Below are 14,650 nucleotides of genomic sequence, written 5' to 3'. Positions count from 1 at the left end.
AGGTCATATCCGGTATTAGACCCAGTTTCCCAGGCTTATCCCGAAGTGCAGGGCAGATCACCCACGTGTTACTCACCCGTTCGCCGCTCGTGTACCCCGAAGGGCCTTACCGCTCGACTTGCATGTGTTAAGCACGCCGCCAGCGTTCGTCCTGAGCCAGGATCAAACTCTCCGTTGAAGACTCTAGATTGGCCGGCGAACCGGCAATCAGTCATAGACATCGAGTCAAATCACTAGCATTCAAAAACTCAAACTAGCTTAAAAACACTGACACCCCCCGACGGAAGAAGGAGAGCATCAGCAATACCCACCCACAAAAAGTGGAGTGGAGTACCAAAAATATTTGGCACTGACATTCATCGGCACACTGTTGAGTTCTCAAAGAACACGCACACACCATCACCACCGAGAAACTCTCTCGGCCGCTCCGGGGCAACTGTTCCAGCCTAACTCAGTTAGTCGTCGGGGGCAAACCCGGGTCCTTCTGAGTGGCTTTCGTCGAGCGGCTCCGCACTCCGTGTCCCGCGCCTCTCGGCCGGGTCGGTGTCCGTGTCGCTCTGACTCGACAAAAGTTACGCGGCGATGAACGCAGAGGCAAATCGCCAGGTGGGAGCGGATCTGCCGGACAAAGTCGCTGGTCGTGGCCCCGCGGACTGCCCCGGTGACGCGAATCGTCTCGAATTACATCGATGTGACTCGCGCCACCGTGCCCAATCAGGCCGGCAGGACCTGGATTCCCGCGAAGTTCCGCTTGCCGCGGCGGACCACCAACCACTGGCCGTGCAGCAGATCCGTGGTCGCCGGCTCCCACTCCTCGGAGGAGATACGCGCATTGTTCACCGAGGCACCACCTTCCTTGACGGTGCGACGGGCCGCACCCTTGCTCTCGCAGAGTCCGCTCGCGACCAGCAGGTCGACGATGGTCGACGGCTCGCCCGCTCGGACCTGCGCGACCGAGGCCTCGGTGAGCGCCGCCGCGAGGGTGGCCTCGTCGAGGTCGGTGAGCTCGGCACGACCGAACAGGGCCTGGCTGGCGAGCTCGACTGCGGCGGTGTTGTGCGCGCCGTGCACGAGCGTCGTCATCTCCGCGGCCAGGCGCCGCTGCGCGACGCGGGCCTGCGGTCGCTCCGCGGTCTCCGCCTCGAGGTCGGCGAGTTCGGCCTGGTCCAGGAAGGTGAACCAGCGCAGGTACCGGACGACGTCGGCGTCACCGGTGTTCACGAAGTACTGGTACCAGGCGTACGGGCTGGTCATCTCGGGATCGAGCCAGAGGCTGCCGCCGCCGGTCGACTTGCCGAACTTCTTGCCGTCCGAGGACGTCACCAGCGGAACCGTCATCGCATGCACGGACTCCCCGTCCACCCGCCTGTTCAGCTCGACGCCGGCGATGATGTTGCCCCACTGGTCGGAGCCGCCGATCTGCAGCGTGCACCCGCGCTCGCGGCGCAACTGCAGGTAGTCGTTGGCCTGCAACAGCATGTAGCTGAACTCGGTGTAGGACATCCCGTCGGACTCCAGCCGGCGCTTGACCGTGTCGCGGGCCAGCATCACGTTCACCGAGAAGTGCTTGCCGATGTCGCGGAGGAAGTCGATCGCGGACAACTGGCCGGTCCAGTTCATGTTGTTCTCGATCACCGCGGCGTTCGAGCCGTCGAAGTCGACGAAACGCTCGAGCTGCGCCCGGATCCGCCCGGCCCACTCCGCGACGGTGTCGGCGGAGTTCATCGTCCGCTCCCCCACGTCCCGCGGATCACCGATCAGTCCGGTCGCACCGCCGGCCAGGACGATCGGCTTGTGGCCGGCCATCTGAAACCGCTTGAGCGCCAACAGCGGAACCAGGTGACCGGCGTGCAGGCTCGGGCCGGTCGGATCGAAACCGGCATAGAGCGTGACCGGACCACCATCGGCATCCCGGCGCAGGGTGTCGAGATCGGTGGATTGCGCGATCAGTCCGCGCCAGCTCAGTTCGTCGATAATGTTCACAGTCACGTCCTCGATCATCCCGCACTCGGGATGATCGGTGCACGCGGGCTGCGGCGATAGGCCGACACAGCGGGCGAGTCCGGATCCCACAGTCGCCACGGCCGATCTGCCGCCCGGGAGATGCCCACCCGCGGACCCGCCTCCGCACGGACCACGGGCCCCCATTCCAGGTGCAGCCGCGATCGCTCGCCGAACAGTTCGGACCCGTTGTCCGCCAGGGTGATCCCCAGTGCCTGCCCCAGGTTGCCCGGACCGCGGGCGAGATCGCGCCGTCGCCGATCCGGCCCGCGCCGCGCCCTGACGATGTCCTCGCCCTCGACGACCTCCGCCGCCCTGAGCAGCACCGCACCCGCGGTGCCCGCGCCGGCACAGGTGACATTCATGCAGTGGTGCAGTCCGTGACTGAGGTACACGTACAACCGGCCGGCCGGACCGAACATCACCTCGTTGCGACGCGTCGGTCCCGGGTACGAATGCGCGGCCGGGTCGGGCCACGGCCCGGACTCGTCCCCTCCGTAGGCCTCGACCTCGACGATCCGGACCCGCACCCCGTCCACCGCGAGGGTCGAGCCGAGCAGGAGGTGGGCCGCCGTCAGCGGGTCGGCCGCCGCCAGTTCCTCTTCGACGCGCTGCGCGTGCGCCACCTCGCGAATCGTCCGCTCAGGCGCCTGCGGAGCCCTCGGCACGCGCGAGCAGGCTCTCGTGCTCGTCCTCGGAGACGTCGCGGGCCTCGTCGACGAGCAGCACCGGGATGCCGTCCTCGATCGGGTAGGCGCGGCGCAGTCGCGGGTTGTAGAGCAGTTCGTCGTCGATCAGCAACAGCGGGCCCTTGTCCTGCGGGCAGGCCAGAATGCTCAGCAGGGTGGGATCTAGCGCCACAACGGGTCCTCTCGAGGTCGGTACTTAAGAACTCGGCCAGGCTACCCGGCTAGCCGGTCAGTGCCCGACTGCCCTGCGCCCGCAACTCGGTCAGCACCGCGCGGGTCAACCGCCGGTAGCCGTCCTTCTCCGGGTCGTAGTACCACGACCGGACGCTCGGTGCCGGCAGTCCCGCCGCGGCCAGTGCGGAGCGGCGCGGGCGATAGGAATTGCTGATCGCGATCTCGGGAACGACGTGCACCAGGTCCGGACGCTCCCCGGGCGCCAGCTCGGCGAGAGAGTCGGCGAGGTCAACGGCGGTGAGCGAACTGCCGGGTCGCAGGGTCAACGCGGCCACCGCAACCTCCTCCTCCCCTGCCGGGACCCCGTAGACCACGGCCAGGTCGACCTGCGCGAGTCCGCCGAGCGCGTCGACGATCGGCTGCCCGTACACCGGACCGCGCAGTGCCCGGACGACGAAGTTCTTCTCGTCCATCAACCAGTAGTCGCCGTCGGCGTCGCGGCGGAACAGGTGCTCGGTCGGCACCCAGGCGTCACCCGCACCGAACACCCCGCGCACGGCGCCGCTGATCGCCTCGCTCCCGGTGGCCTGCCCCAACAGCAGCCCGACCTCGTCGACCCCGCATTCGCGCACGAGCCCGCGCTCGTCCTCGAGGAACGTGCCGGCGATCGGGTCGTACGCGGCGATCCGGACCGGGGTGCTGCCCGGCAGCGGCCTGCCCTTCGCGCCGGGCTTGGCGCCCGAGACGTTCGCCAGCACGACGGCGCCCTCGGTGGACGCGTAGAACTCGAGCACCTGGGCGGGCTCGAATCGCTTCATGGTCCGCAGCCACAGCCCCTGGGGCATGCCCGACCCGACGAACAGCCGGATCGGATGCGAGGCGTCGAGGGCGAAGTCCGGACTGTCAACCAGTTCCCGCAGCATCGTCCAGGTGTAGGCCACGACGGTCACGCCGTAGCGGTGCACCTCGGTGGCGAACCGCTCCGGATCCAGGCCGCGGGTCAACGCGATCCGCGACCCGCCCGCGATGGCACCGCCGAGCGTGGCCAGCAGGACCGACGAATGGTAGAGCGGCGCAACCGAATAGACGGTGTCGCCGCGCCCGAGATTCGCGGCCGTCGCGGTGCCGAACGCGGACAGCGCCCACCGATGGTTGGTGACGTGCTTGGCCTCGAGGTGACCGCCGAACCTGCCGAACAGCACGAAGGCGAGTTCGTTCGCCCGGCCCGGGTTCGGCCGGTACCAGGCGGGCATGTGCACTCGTGACGGGTCGATCCGCTCCAGGTCGATCGTCTCCGAGTCCGGTTCGATGTCGAGCACCCGCGACTCGCCGCCACCGAGGACCAGCACCCGCAGGCCCAGCGACTCCGCCGCGCGCAGATTGTCCGGATCGGTGATGACCATTTCCGCCTTGCCCAGGCGCGCCGCGGTCTCCAGGTCCCCGGCCGGCGGAATCAGCACGACCACCGCGCCGATCCGGGACAGCGCGGCGATCGCGGTGAGGGCGCTCGGCCGAGTCTCCATCAGGACCGCGACCCTCGACGCCGGGCGCACCCCGGTCGAGATCAGACCCTTGACGACGTTGTCGATGCGGGTGTTGACGGCCTCGTTGGTGTAGGCACGGTCGTCGAACAGGAAGCACTCGGCCTTGGGCGAGCGCGAGCCGGCCTCCGCCAGCAGTTTGCCGAGCGAGATGGTCGTGTGCGGCTGGATCTGACCGAGTCGCACCAGCCGCGGCAGGGCCCGCACGGCCTCCGCGGACAACTCGCGACTGCCGCGCACCGCCTGGGTGGTCACGTCGAAGACGCCCTTGGTCACGCCGACACCGACCTCCGCGATGGACGCCCCCGTGTGCAGCAGACGGTCACTGACCGAAACGCCGGTCTCGGTCGCGGGCTGGTCCTCGTAGGACATCTCCTCGATGCTCTCCGGCCGCGGCCCGAGCCCGTCGCGCCAGCGCACCCACTCGCCGGTGATCGGCCACGTCTGCGAGGCGGCCAGCGACCCGACCACGAGTCCGAAATGTCCCGCCCGCAGTGTTGTTTCGAAGATCTCCGCCTTCGGCGCGGCCTTGCGGATGCCCCGCACCGCGACCGGCTGACCGATGTCGTCGACCTCGCCCACGAAGGCGAGGATCGGGCAGGTCAGTTCCGCGAGTGAGACCAGCCGGTCTCCGATCACGAAGCCGCCGGACATCATCCGGTTGTGCGCGATGAACTGCTTGAGCACGTCGGCCACGGCGGGTCCGGACCAGGCGACCCAGCCGTCGGTGGCCAGGAATCGCCGCTGCTGCTCACGCGGCAGCAGGGCCTCCCGGTCGTGCAACTGCCGCAGGAACTCGAGCCGGGACTTGGCGGTCTTGACCGGGTCGAGCAGCTGGAAGCCGGTGCGGGCCATCCAGCCGGTGACCGCGAGCCGGTTGAACACGTGGTCGGCGAGGAAGTCCGCCGCCCGGCTGGCCACCCCCGCGGGGATCCCGAAGGGCAGCGCGGCGAGCGTGTCCACCGGGGCGCCGAAGGTGATCAGCGTGGCGATGTTCTTGCACCGCCGGTAGGCGGCCGCCTGGTACGCGAACATGCCGCCCTGGGAATACCCGGCGAGGTGCACGTCCCGGCCGGTGTGCCGGTGGACGGCGTCGACGATCTCGTCGATCGCGAGGATGTGATCGGCCAGGGTGCGGCCCCAACCGCCGTCCTCCGTTGCGGGCGAACCGAAGTCGACCACCCACGGATCCAGGCCCATGCCGTGCAGCATGCCGACCGCGCCCTGATCCCGGGCGACGTCGTACACGTCGGCGGCCATCATCATCGGCGGCACCAGGACCACCGGGGGACGCGAGGTGTCCGCGGCCTCGTCGGCGAAGTAGCGCCGGAGCCGGTACATCGGCTTGCGCTCGACCACTCGAAATTCCGACGGCCTTGCCTCGGTCTCGAGGCCGCCCAACCGGACGACCTCGAGACCGTTCTGTGCGGTGGCGACCACGCGTCGCACCGAACCGTTCAGAACCTCTGGATACCAACTCACTGCAGCGCCCCCATAAGGATCAAGCCGGTGTGTACCGGCCACTATATTCCTGCGCTGCCGAGTGAATTCGCTAGTTGCCGATCCAGCCCTGCAGCGCGCGCACCGACTCCCGCACCCCGTCGAGCTGTCGCGCGACCTGTACACCGGCGGTACCGCCCCTCGCGTTACGCGAGGAGATCGATCCCTCCACCGTGAGCACCTCCCGAACCGAGGGGGTGAGCGCCGGATCGACCGCCGCCAGCTCCTCGTCGGTGAGGTCCTCGAGACCGACACCGCGCGCCTCCGCGGCCCGCACGCAACCGCCCGCGGCCTCGTGCGCGACACGGAACGGAACGCCCTGGCGCACCATCCATTCGGCGATGTCCGTGGCGAGCGTGAAGCCCGCGGGCGCCAGTTCCGCCATCCGCTCGGTGTGGAACTCGAGGGTCGACACCAGTCCGGTGATCGCCGGCAGCAGCAGCTCGAGCTGTGCCACCGAGTCGAAGACCGGTTCCTTGTCCTCCTGCAGATCCCGGTTGTACGCCAGCGGCTGCGCCTTGAGGGTCGCGAGCAGACCCGTCAGGTTGCCGATCAGCCGCCCGGCCTTGCCGCGGGTCAGTTCGGAGACGTCCGGGTTCTTCTTCTGCGGCATGATCGACGACCCGGTCGACCAGGCGTCGGCGAGCGTGATGTAGCCGAACTCCGGTGTGCTCCAGATGATGACCTCTTCGGCCATCCGCGACAGGTCCACCCCGATCATGGCCAGCACGAAGGCCGCCTCGGCCGCGAAGTCCCGCGACGAGGTGGCGTCGATCGAGTTGTCCGCCGCCGCGTCGAACTTCAACTCGGCCGCGATCGCGTCGGGATTGAGCCCCAGCGACGAACCCGCCAGCGCACCGGATCCGTACGGCGAGATCGCGGCGCGCTTGTCGAAGTCGACCAATCGCTGGACGTCCCGCAGCAGGGGATGCGCGTGCGCGAGCAGGTGGTGCGCGAGCAGCACCGGCTGCGCCGCCTGCAGGTGCGTCTTGCCGGGCATCACCGCGGCCGGGTGGGCCGCAGCCTGGGTGGCGAGGGCGTCGACGACGTCGAGTACCCCGGCCGCCACCTGCCGGACGGCGTCGCGCAGCCACATCCGGAACAGCGTGGCCACCTGGTCGTTTCGGGACCGACCCGCGCGCAGTCTGCCGCCGACCTCCGGCCCGACCCGCTCGATCAGTCCCCGCTCGAGGGCGCCGTGCACATCCTCGTCGGAGTCCGCCGGCACGAACGCGCCGCTGGCCACATCGGCGCCGAGACGCTCGAGGCCGTCCAGCATCGTGGCCAGGTCGGCGTCACCGAGCAGTCCCGCCGCGTGCAGCACCCGCGCGTGGGCCTGCGAGGCACGCACGTCGTAGGGCGCGAGCACCCAGTCGAAGTGCGTGGACTTGCTCAGCGCCGCCATGGCGGCGGCCGGTCCGGACTCGAACCGGCCGCCCCAGAGGGCACCTTCGTTGGTGCCGTGCTCAGCCATCGTTACAGGCCCAGATCGCGCTTCGCCGCGACCTTGGAGGACAGGCCGTGGATGTTGACGAAGCCCTTCGCGTAGGACTGGTCGAAGGTGTCGCCCTCGTCGTAGGTGGCGAGGTTGAAGTCGTACAGCGACTCCGGGCTGCGGCGACCGTTGACGGTGATCGCGCCGCCGTGCAGGAACAGCCGGATGTCGCCGGTGACCCGCTCCTGGGTCTTGGCGACGAACGAGTCGAGGGCGTCCTTGAGCGGCGAGAACCACAGGCCGTCGTAGACCAGCTCGCTCCAGCGCTGCTCCATCTGGCGCTTGTAGCGGCCGAGCTCACGCTCGAGGGTGACGTGCTCGAGCTCCTGGTGGGCGGTGATGAGCACCATCGCACCGGGGGCCTCGTAGATCTCGCGGCTCTTGATGCCGACGAGACGGTCCTCGACGACGTCGAGGCGGCCGACGCCCTGCGCACCCGCGCGCTTGTTGAGCTCCTGGATGGCCTCGAGCACGGTGACCGGCTTGCCGTCGATCGCGACCGGCTTGCCTGCCTCGAAGCTGATGATCAGCTCGTCCGGGGTGTTCCAGTTGAGCGTCGGGTCCTGGGTGTAGTCGTAGACGTCCTTGGTCGGCGCGTTCCACAGGTCCTCGAGGAACCCGGTCTCCACCGCGCGGCCCCACACGTTCTGGTCGATCGAGAACGGCGAACGCTTGGTGACGTTGATCGGGATGTTGTTCTCCTCGGCGAAGGCGATGGCCTTCTCGCGGGTCCACGCGTAGTCGCGGACCGGCGCGATCACCTCGAGGTCGGGCGCGAGGGCACCGAAGCCGACCTCGAAGCGGACCTGGTCGTTGCCCTTGCCGGTGCAGCCGTGCGAGACGACGGTGCCGCCGTGCGCGCGGGCCGCCTCGACGATGTGCTTGACGATCAGGGGCCGGCTGATGGCCGAGACCAGCGGGTAGCGGTCCATGTACAGCGCATTGGCCTGGATGGTCGGCAGGCAGTACTCGTCCGCGAACTCGTCGCGGGCGTCGACCACGACGGACTCGACGGCACCGCAGTCGAGGGCACGCTGGCGCACGACCTCCATGTCCTCGCCGCCCTGGCCGAGGTCGATGGCGACGGCGACGACCTCTTTGCCGGTCTCCTTGCCGATCCAGCTGATGGCCACCGAGGTGTCCAGTCCGCCGGAGTAGGCGAGTACGACGCGTTCAGCCATGGTCTGTGTGCTCCTTCAGGTTGAAATCTTCGAAAGTGTTGAAGTTGTTCGATCGCGCATCGCGCCTGACGGCGCGAAACACACAGGTCAGGCCAGCTTCTCGATCATGTCGGCGAGCTGGCTGCCCGTCAGTGGTTCGCGGGCGATAACAAGAATGGTGTCATCCCCGGCAATGGTTCCCACAACCTCCGGCAACGAAGCCCGGTCGAGGGCGCTCGCGAGGTAGTGCGCGGCACCCGGCGGAGTGCGCAGTACCGCCAGGTTCCCGCTCGCGTCCGTGGAGACGAGCAGCTCCCCGAGCAGCCGCGCGAGCCGGTCCGTTCCGCCGGAAACCCCGCGCACCGGACTGCCGTCCTCGGGAACGACGTAGACGCCCGCTCCCCCGTCCGCCGCCCGCAGCTTGACCGCGCCGAGCTCCTCGAGGTCACGCGAGAGCGTCGCGTTGGACACCTCGATGCCCTCGGCCGCGAGGAGTGCGGCCAGCTCCGGCTGGCTGCGAACCTCGTGCACGGCGAGCAGCGCGGTAATCCGCGACTGCCGTCCGGCCCGGGTGTGCGCGACCGAAACTCGACCCGAGGCTTCGCCCGAGGGAACCGAAACTCGACCCGAGGCTTCGCCCGAGGGATCGACGCCCTGCGGCCGACTCGACGAGACGGAGCGGGCGGTGGTCACGGCCGGGTCCCGCCGCGCTGTTCGAGCAGCCACACCAGCAGCGCCTTCTGGGCGTGCAGCCGGTTCTCCGCCTCGTCCCACACCGCGCTCTGCGGTCCGTCGAGCACCTCGTCGGTGATCTCCTCACCGCGGTGCGCGGGCAGGCAGTGCAGCACCACGGCGCCGTCGGCGGCGCGGTCCAGCAGGGCCTGGTTGATCTGGAACGGCCGGAAGGGCCCGACCCGGTCGAGCCCGTCGTTCTCCTGCCCCATCGACGTCCACGCGTCCGTGACCAGTGCATCCGCACCGTCGGCCGCGGCCTGCGGGTCGTCGGTGACCGTGATCGTCGCGCCGGTCTGCGCCGCGCGGGCGGCGGCCAGTTCGAGCACCCACGGCAGCGGAGCGAAGCCCGCCGGGGCCGCGACGGTGACGTGCACGCCGGCAGTGACGCCGCCGAGCAGCAGCGAGTGCGCCATGTTGTTGGCGCCGTCGCCCAGGTAGGTCAGCCGCAGGCCAGCGAGCTCGCCCTTGCGCTCGGCCAGCGTCTGCAGGTCCGCCAGCACCTGGCAGGGGTGGAACTCGTCGGAGAGTGCGTTGACGATGGGAACCGTTGCGCCCGCGGCCATCTGCTCGAGCCGCTTCTGCCCGAAGGTGCGCCACACGACCGCGTCGACGTAGCGCGACAGCACCCGGCCGGTGTCTTGCAGCGTCTCCTCGCGGCCGAGCTGGGTGCTGCGTCCGTCGACGACGACCGCGTGCCCGCCGAGCTGCGCGATTCCCATCTCGAACGAGAAGCGGGTGCGGGTGGAGTTCTTCTCGAAGATGACGCCGACGCCGCGCGGCCCCGCGAGGGTCTGCTTGGCGAACGGGTCCTTCTTCAGCGCAGCGGCGAGCGCCAGGACCTCGGCCTGCTGCTCCGGAGTCAGGTCGTCGTCCCGCAGGAAGTGCTTGATGCTCGCTCCGCGGGCTCCGCCCGAGTGCTTGACGGTCATGATCTCTACTTCCCTTCCGCCGCAGCGGTGTCGAGGATCGCCGGCAGTGCGGCCACGAAGCCGTCCGCCTGAGCCTCGGTGAGGATGAGCGGGGGCGCGAGGCGGATCACGCCCGGCTGCGACGCATTGACGAGGTATCCGGCCGTGCGGGCCGCGGCCTCGACCTGCGGCGCCAGATCCGAGGTCAGCACGATGCCGAGCAGCAGGCCCGCACCCCGGACGTGGTCGACGAGCGGATGCCCGATCCCCTCGATGGCCTCGGTCAGGTGCTTGCCGAGGCTGTCGGCGTGGCTGACCAGGTCCAGGTCCGCGACGGTGCGCAGCACCGCGAGCGCGGCGGCCGCACTGACCGGGTTACCCCCGAAGGTGGTGCCGTGCTTGCCGGGACTGAGCAGCTCGGCCGCGGCCCCGGTCGCGATGCAGGCACCGATCGGCATCCCGCCGCCGAGCCCCTTGGCGAGAGTCATCACGTCCGGCACGATCCCGACGGCCTGGTGCGCGTAGAACCAGCCGGTCCGGCCGATTCCGGTCTGCACCTCGTCGAGGATCAGCAGGGCGCCCCGCTCGGCAGTGATCCGCCGGGCCTCGACGAGGTATCCCTCGGGGGGCACCTCGACGCCCGCCTCGCCCATGATCGGTTCGAGGAACACCGCGGCGGTGTCGGAGTCGACCGCGGCGTCGAGGGCGGCGATGTCGCCGTACGGAACGTGCTCGACACCGGCAGGCATCGGCTCGAACGGGGCCCGCTTGTCGGGCTGGCCGGTCAGTGCGAGCGCGCCCATGGTCCGGCCGTGGAAGGCCCGCTCCGCCGCGACGATCTTGGGCCGCCCGGTGAGCCGCGCCAGCTTGAAGGCCGCCTCGTTGGCCTCGGTCCCCGAGTTGCACAGGAAGACCCGGCCGGTCACACCGGTCGAGGACTCGCCCGCACCGAGGTGTGCGAGCAGCTGCTCGGCCAGTGCGATCGGCGGCTCGGTGGCATACAGGTTCGAGGTGTGGCCGAGGGTGGACAGCTGGGCCGTGACCGCGTCGACGATCGCGGGGTGCGCGTGGCCGAGGATGTTGACCGCGATGCCGGCGAGCAGGTCGAGGTACTGCTTGCCGTTGGCGTCGGTGACCACCGCGCCCTCTCCGCGAACCAGCGCCACCCGGGGAACGCCGTAGGTGTTCATCAGCGCGTGCGACCAGCGCTGCTGCAGCGGTTCGGTCATGAGTGTCCTTCCGAGTTCGGCGTGACCATCGTGCCGATGCCCTCGCCGGTGAGCAGTTCCAACAGCACCGAGTGCGCGACCCGCCCGTCGATGACGTGCGCCGACGGGACCCCGCCGCGCACCGCACGCAGGCAGGCCTCCATCTTCGGCACCATGCCCGAGTCGAGTCGGGGCAGTAGTTGTTCCAGTGCGGCGGCATCGATCTCGGTCGCGAGCGAGGACCGGTCGGGCCAGTCCGTGTACAGACCCTCGACGTCGGTGAGCATCACCAAACGCTCGGCACCGATCGCCTCGGCCAGGGCGGCGGCGGCGGTGTCGGCGTTGATGTTGTGCACCACGCCGTCCGCGTCGGGCGCGATGGTGGAGACAACCGGAATCCTGCCGGCCGCAACGAGATCGAGCACGGCGTCCGGGTTGACGGTGGTGACGTCGCCGACCAGGCCGATGTCGGTGGCCTCGCCTTCGACCTGCACGGTGCGCCTGGTCGCGGTGAACAGGTGCGCGTCCTCACCGGAGATGCCGACTGCGTACGGTCCGTGCGCGTTGATCAGGCCGACCAGCTCCCGGCCGACCTGCCCGAACAGCACCATCCGGACCACGTCCATCACCTCGGGCGTGGTGACGCGGAATCCGCCGCGGAACTCGCCCTCCATGCCGAGCCGCCCGAGCATGGCGTTGATCTGGGGGCCGCCGCCGTGCACGACGACGGGGTGGATGCCGACGGTCCGCAGGAACGCCATGTCCTGCGCGAACGCCGCCTTGAGCTCGTCGTCGACCATCGCGTTGCCGCCGTACTTGACCACGACGATCTTGCCGTGGAAGCGCTGCAGCCAGGGCAGCGCCTCGGCCAGGACGTACGCCTTCTGGCTGGACGTCAGGTCCAGGATGCTGTCGGTCATGACGAGTACGCCGAGTTCTCTTCGACGTACGCGTGCGAGAGGTCGGTGGTGCGGATGGAGACCTCCGCGTCGCCGACGCCGAGTTCGATGCGCAGGGCGATGTCGATGCCGGACAGGTCGACATCGCGGGCGCCGGGCGCGCCGACGCCGTCGATGCACACCGGATTTCCGTTGAAGGACACCGAGATCCGGTCGGGATCCAGCGAGATCGGGGCGACCCCGACGGCGGCGAGCACCCGGCCCCAGTTGGGGTCGGAGCCGAACAGCGCCGTCTTGACGAGGCTGTCGCGGGCGACGGTCCGGGCACCGATCAGCGCATCGGACTCGCTGGCGGCGCCGGCGACGGTGACGGTGACCCGCTTGGTGACGCCCTCGGCATCGGCCATCATCTGGTCGGCGAGGTCGTCGCAGACCGCGAGGACCGCGGCGTTGAGCTCCTCCTGGGTGGGGGTGACGCCGCTGGCACCCGACGAGAGCAGCAGCACGGTGTCGTTGGTGGAAGTGGCCCCGTCGACGTCGAGCCGGTCGAACGAGAGCCGGGTCGCGGCGCGCAACGCCTCGTCCAACTGGGCGGCGGTCGCGACGGCGTCGGTGGTGACCACCGACAGCATCGTGGCCAGGGCCGGCGCGAGCATGCCTGCGCCCTTGGCCATGCCGCCGACGTTCCACTTGTTCGCGTGGTGCAGCGCGGCCTGCTTGGGCACGGTGTCGGTGGTCATGATCGCGTAGGCGGCGTCGGTGCCGCCGGAGATCCCGCCCGCCAGTTCGTGCACGATCTCGGTCACGCCGGCGAGCAGCTTGTCCATCGGCAGCCGGTCGCCGATCAGTCCGGTCGAACACACCGCGACCTCCCCGGCACCGGTCTCGGTGCCCCAGTCGCTCAGCGTCGCGGCGACGTGCTCCGCGGTGGCGTGGGTGTCCTGGAAGCCGGGCGCTCCGGTGCAGGCGTTCGCGCCGCCCGAGTTGAGCACGACCGCGCGCAGCGTGCCGCCGGTCAGCACCTGCTGCGACCACAGCACCGGCGCGGCCTTGACCTTGTTGGTGGTGAACACCCCGGCAGCGGCGGTGTCCGGGCCCTCGTTGAAGACCAGCGCCAGATCCTGACGCCCGCTGACCTTGATGCCCGCGGCGATGCCGGCCCCCTTGAACCCGGCGGGCGCGGTGACGCCCTGGGTGCGCACGAGGCGACCGCCGGCGACCGTCCGCGCATCCGGAACGACGGGGGTGACGGGGACAGCGTTCACGGGGCAACTCCAACGGTCGAGAGACCAGCGGTCTCGGGCAGGCCAAGGGCGAGGTTCATGGACTGGACGGCGCCGCCGGCCGTGCCCTTGGTGAGGTTGTCGATCGCGGCGATCACGACGAGCAGGCCGGCGGCCTCGTCCACGGTGACGCCGATCTGCACGGCGTTCGAGCCGATCACCGCGCCGGTCTGGGGATAGACGTTCTCCGGCAGCACGTGCACGAACGGCTCGTCCGCATAGGCCTTCTCGTACACCTCGCGGGCACGACCGACCGAGACGGTGGTCGGCGCGGTGCAGGTGGCGAGGATGCCGCGGGGCATCGGCGCGAGGACCGGGGTGAACGAGACGGTGACCTCGGTACCGGCCAGCGCCGAGAGGTTCTGGGTGATCTCCGGCGTGTGCCGGTGCACGCCGCCGACGCCGTACGCCTTCGCCGAGCCCATCACCTCGGAGCCGAGCAGGTCTGCCTTCGGCGCGCGCCCGGCGCCGGAGGTCCCGCTCACGGCGACCACCGTGACCCGCGGCTCGACGATGCCCGCCGCGACGGCGGGCGCCAGCGCGAGGCTGGCGGCGGTCGGATAGCAGCCGGGAACAGCGATGCGGGTGGCGCCGGTGAGCTTGTCCCGGTGGCCCGGCAGCTCGGGCAATCCGTACGGCCAGGTGCCCGCGTGTTCGCTCTTGTAGTAGCGCTCCCACTCGGCGGCGCTCTGGAGCCGGAAGTCGGCGCCGCAGTCGATGATGACTGTCCGTTCGGGCAGCTGCTTGGCGATCTCGGCCGAGTTGCCGTGCGGCAGACCGAGGAACACCACGTCGTGCCCCTCGAGCCGGTCGAGGGTGGTGGGTTCGAGCACGCGGCCGGCGAGCGGCAGCAGGTGCGGATGGAACTCGCCGAGCGTCGCGCCGGCGTTGCTGCCCGCCGTGAGCGCGCCGATCGTCAGCGAGCCGTCGAGGTAGGCGGGGTGACCGAGCAGCAGGCGCAGGATCTCGCCGCCCGCATAGCCGCTCGCCCCCGCGATGGCGACCCGGATCGGCGTCGACGCCGAGTCAGAAGCTGCAGTAGTGACCATACGATCGA

12 protein-coding genes and 1 rRNA gene are annotated in these 14,650 nt (G+C 69.8%); all 13 read right to left on the bottom strand.

The genetic code is table 11. The annotated features are described in order from the left end of the window. A 16S ribosomal RNA gene (locus ACFXGJ_RS14805) occupies positions 1–178 on the bottom strand; the annotation flags it as partial. 536 nt (positions 179–714) lie between these two features. Then, positions 715–1,989, bottom strand: a complete 1,275-nt coding sequence (gene tyrS / locus ACFXGJ_RS14800) for a tyrosine--tRNA ligase (RefSeq protein WP_378621035.1) — start codon at positions 1,987–1,989, stop codon at positions 715–717. Between the two features lie 8 nt (positions 1,990–1,997). Then, on the bottom strand, positions 1,998–2,627 hold the full coding sequence (locus ACFXGJ_RS14795) for a DNA-3-methyladenine glycosylase (RefSeq protein ID WP_378621030.1): 630 nt from the start codon (positions 2,625–2,627) through the stop codon (positions 1,998–2,000). Between the two features lie 16 nt (positions 2,628–2,643). After that, a complete protein-coding gene (locus ACFXGJ_RS14790; protein WP_378621027.1) occupies positions 2,644–2,862 on the bottom strand; it encodes a Trm112 family protein in 219 nt (72 codons plus the stop codon). Positions 2,863–2,911: 49 nt separating this feature from the next. Then, positions 2,912–5,887 (bottom strand): AMP-binding protein, encoded by a 2,976-nt coding sequence (locus ACFXGJ_RS14785; protein ID WP_378621024.1) that lies wholly within the window; start codon positions 5,885–5,887, stop codon positions 2,912–2,914. A gap of 70 nt (positions 5,888–5,957) precedes the next feature. Then, entirely contained in the window at positions 5,958–7,379 is a 1,422-nt protein-coding gene (argH, locus tag ACFXGJ_RS14780; RefSeq protein WP_378621021.1) for an argininosuccinate lyase, read from the bottom strand. Positions 7,380–7,381: 2 nt separating this feature from the next. Further along, complete coding sequence (locus tag ACFXGJ_RS14775) at positions 7,382–8,581, bottom strand: argininosuccinate synthase (protein WP_378621019.1); 1,200 nt, start codon at positions 8,579–8,581, stop codon at positions 7,382–7,384. An 87-nt stretch (positions 8,582–8,668) separates the two neighbouring features. Next, complete coding sequence (locus tag ACFXGJ_RS14770) at positions 8,669–9,253, bottom strand: arginine repressor (RefSeq protein ID WP_378621016.1); 585 nt, start codon at positions 9,251–9,253, stop codon at positions 8,669–8,671. Next, a complete protein-coding gene (gene argF / locus ACFXGJ_RS14765) occupies positions 9,250–10,224 on the bottom strand; it encodes an ornithine carbamoyltransferase (RefSeq protein ID WP_378621013.1) in 975 nt (324 codons plus the stop codon). Before argF ends, ACFXGJ_RS14770 begins: the two co-directional genes overlap by 4 nt. 5 nt (positions 10,225–10,229) lie before the next feature. Beyond that, the gene (locus ACFXGJ_RS14760; RefSeq protein WP_378621010.1) at positions 10,230–11,432 is read right to left on the bottom strand and encodes an acetylornithine transaminase; all 1,203 of its coding nucleotides are present in this window, start codon (positions 11,430–11,432) and stop codon (positions 10,230–10,232) included. After that, entirely contained in the window at positions 11,429–12,331 is a 903-nt protein-coding gene (gene argB / locus ACFXGJ_RS14755; protein ID WP_378621007.1) for an acetylglutamate kinase, read from the bottom strand. The genes ACFXGJ_RS14760 and argB overlap by 4 nt, the downstream gene beginning before the upstream one ends. Further along, a complete protein-coding gene (gene argJ / locus ACFXGJ_RS14750) occupies positions 12,328–13,575 on the bottom strand; it encodes a bifunctional glutamate N-acetyltransferase/amino-acid acetyltransferase ArgJ (RefSeq protein ID WP_378621005.1) in 1,248 nt (415 codons plus the stop codon). Before argJ ends, argB begins: the two co-directional genes overlap by 4 nt. Then, complete coding sequence (gene argC / locus ACFXGJ_RS14745) at positions 13,572–14,642, bottom strand: N-acetyl-gamma-glutamyl-phosphate reductase (protein ID WP_378621002.1); 1,071 nt, start codon at positions 14,640–14,642, stop codon at positions 13,572–13,574. Before argC ends, argJ begins: the two co-directional genes overlap by 4 nt. Between the last annotated feature and the right edge of the window lie 8 nt (positions 14,643–14,650).

The sequence above is a fragment of the Rhodococcus sp. NPDC059234 genome (assembly GCF_042754225.1).
GTDB lineage: Bacteria > Actinomycetota > Actinomycetes > Mycobacteriales > Mycobacteriaceae > Rhodococcus_G.
Note: the sequence above shows the minus strand (reverse complement) of the source record. Positions and strands in the feature narration are given on the sequence as shown.

Excerpts from the sequence above, each read along its gene's own strand:
- argH (WP_378621021.1), bottom strand. The coding sequence starts at position 7,379 with ATGGCTGAGCACGGCACCAACGAAGGTGCCCTCTGGGGCGGCCGGTTC.
- ACFXGJ_RS14775 (WP_378621019.1), bottom strand. The coding sequence starts at position 8,581 with ATGGCTGAACGCGTCGTACTCGCCTACTCCGGCGGACTGGACACCTCG.
- argF (WP_378621013.1), bottom strand. The coding sequence starts at position 10,224 with ATGACCGTCAAGCACTCGGGCGGAGCCCGCGGAGCGAGCATCAAGCAC.
- ACFXGJ_RS14760 (WP_378621010.1), bottom strand. The coding sequence starts at position 11,432 with ATGACCGAACCGCTGCAGCAGCGCTGGTCGCACGCGCTGATGAACACC.
- argB (WP_378621007.1), bottom strand. The coding sequence starts at position 12,331 with ATGACCGACAGCATCCTGGACCTGACGTCCAGCCAGAAGGCGTACGTC.
- argC (WP_378621002.1), bottom strand. The coding sequence starts at position 14,642 with ATGGTCACTACTGCAGCTTCTGACTCGGCGTCGACGCCGATCCGGGTC.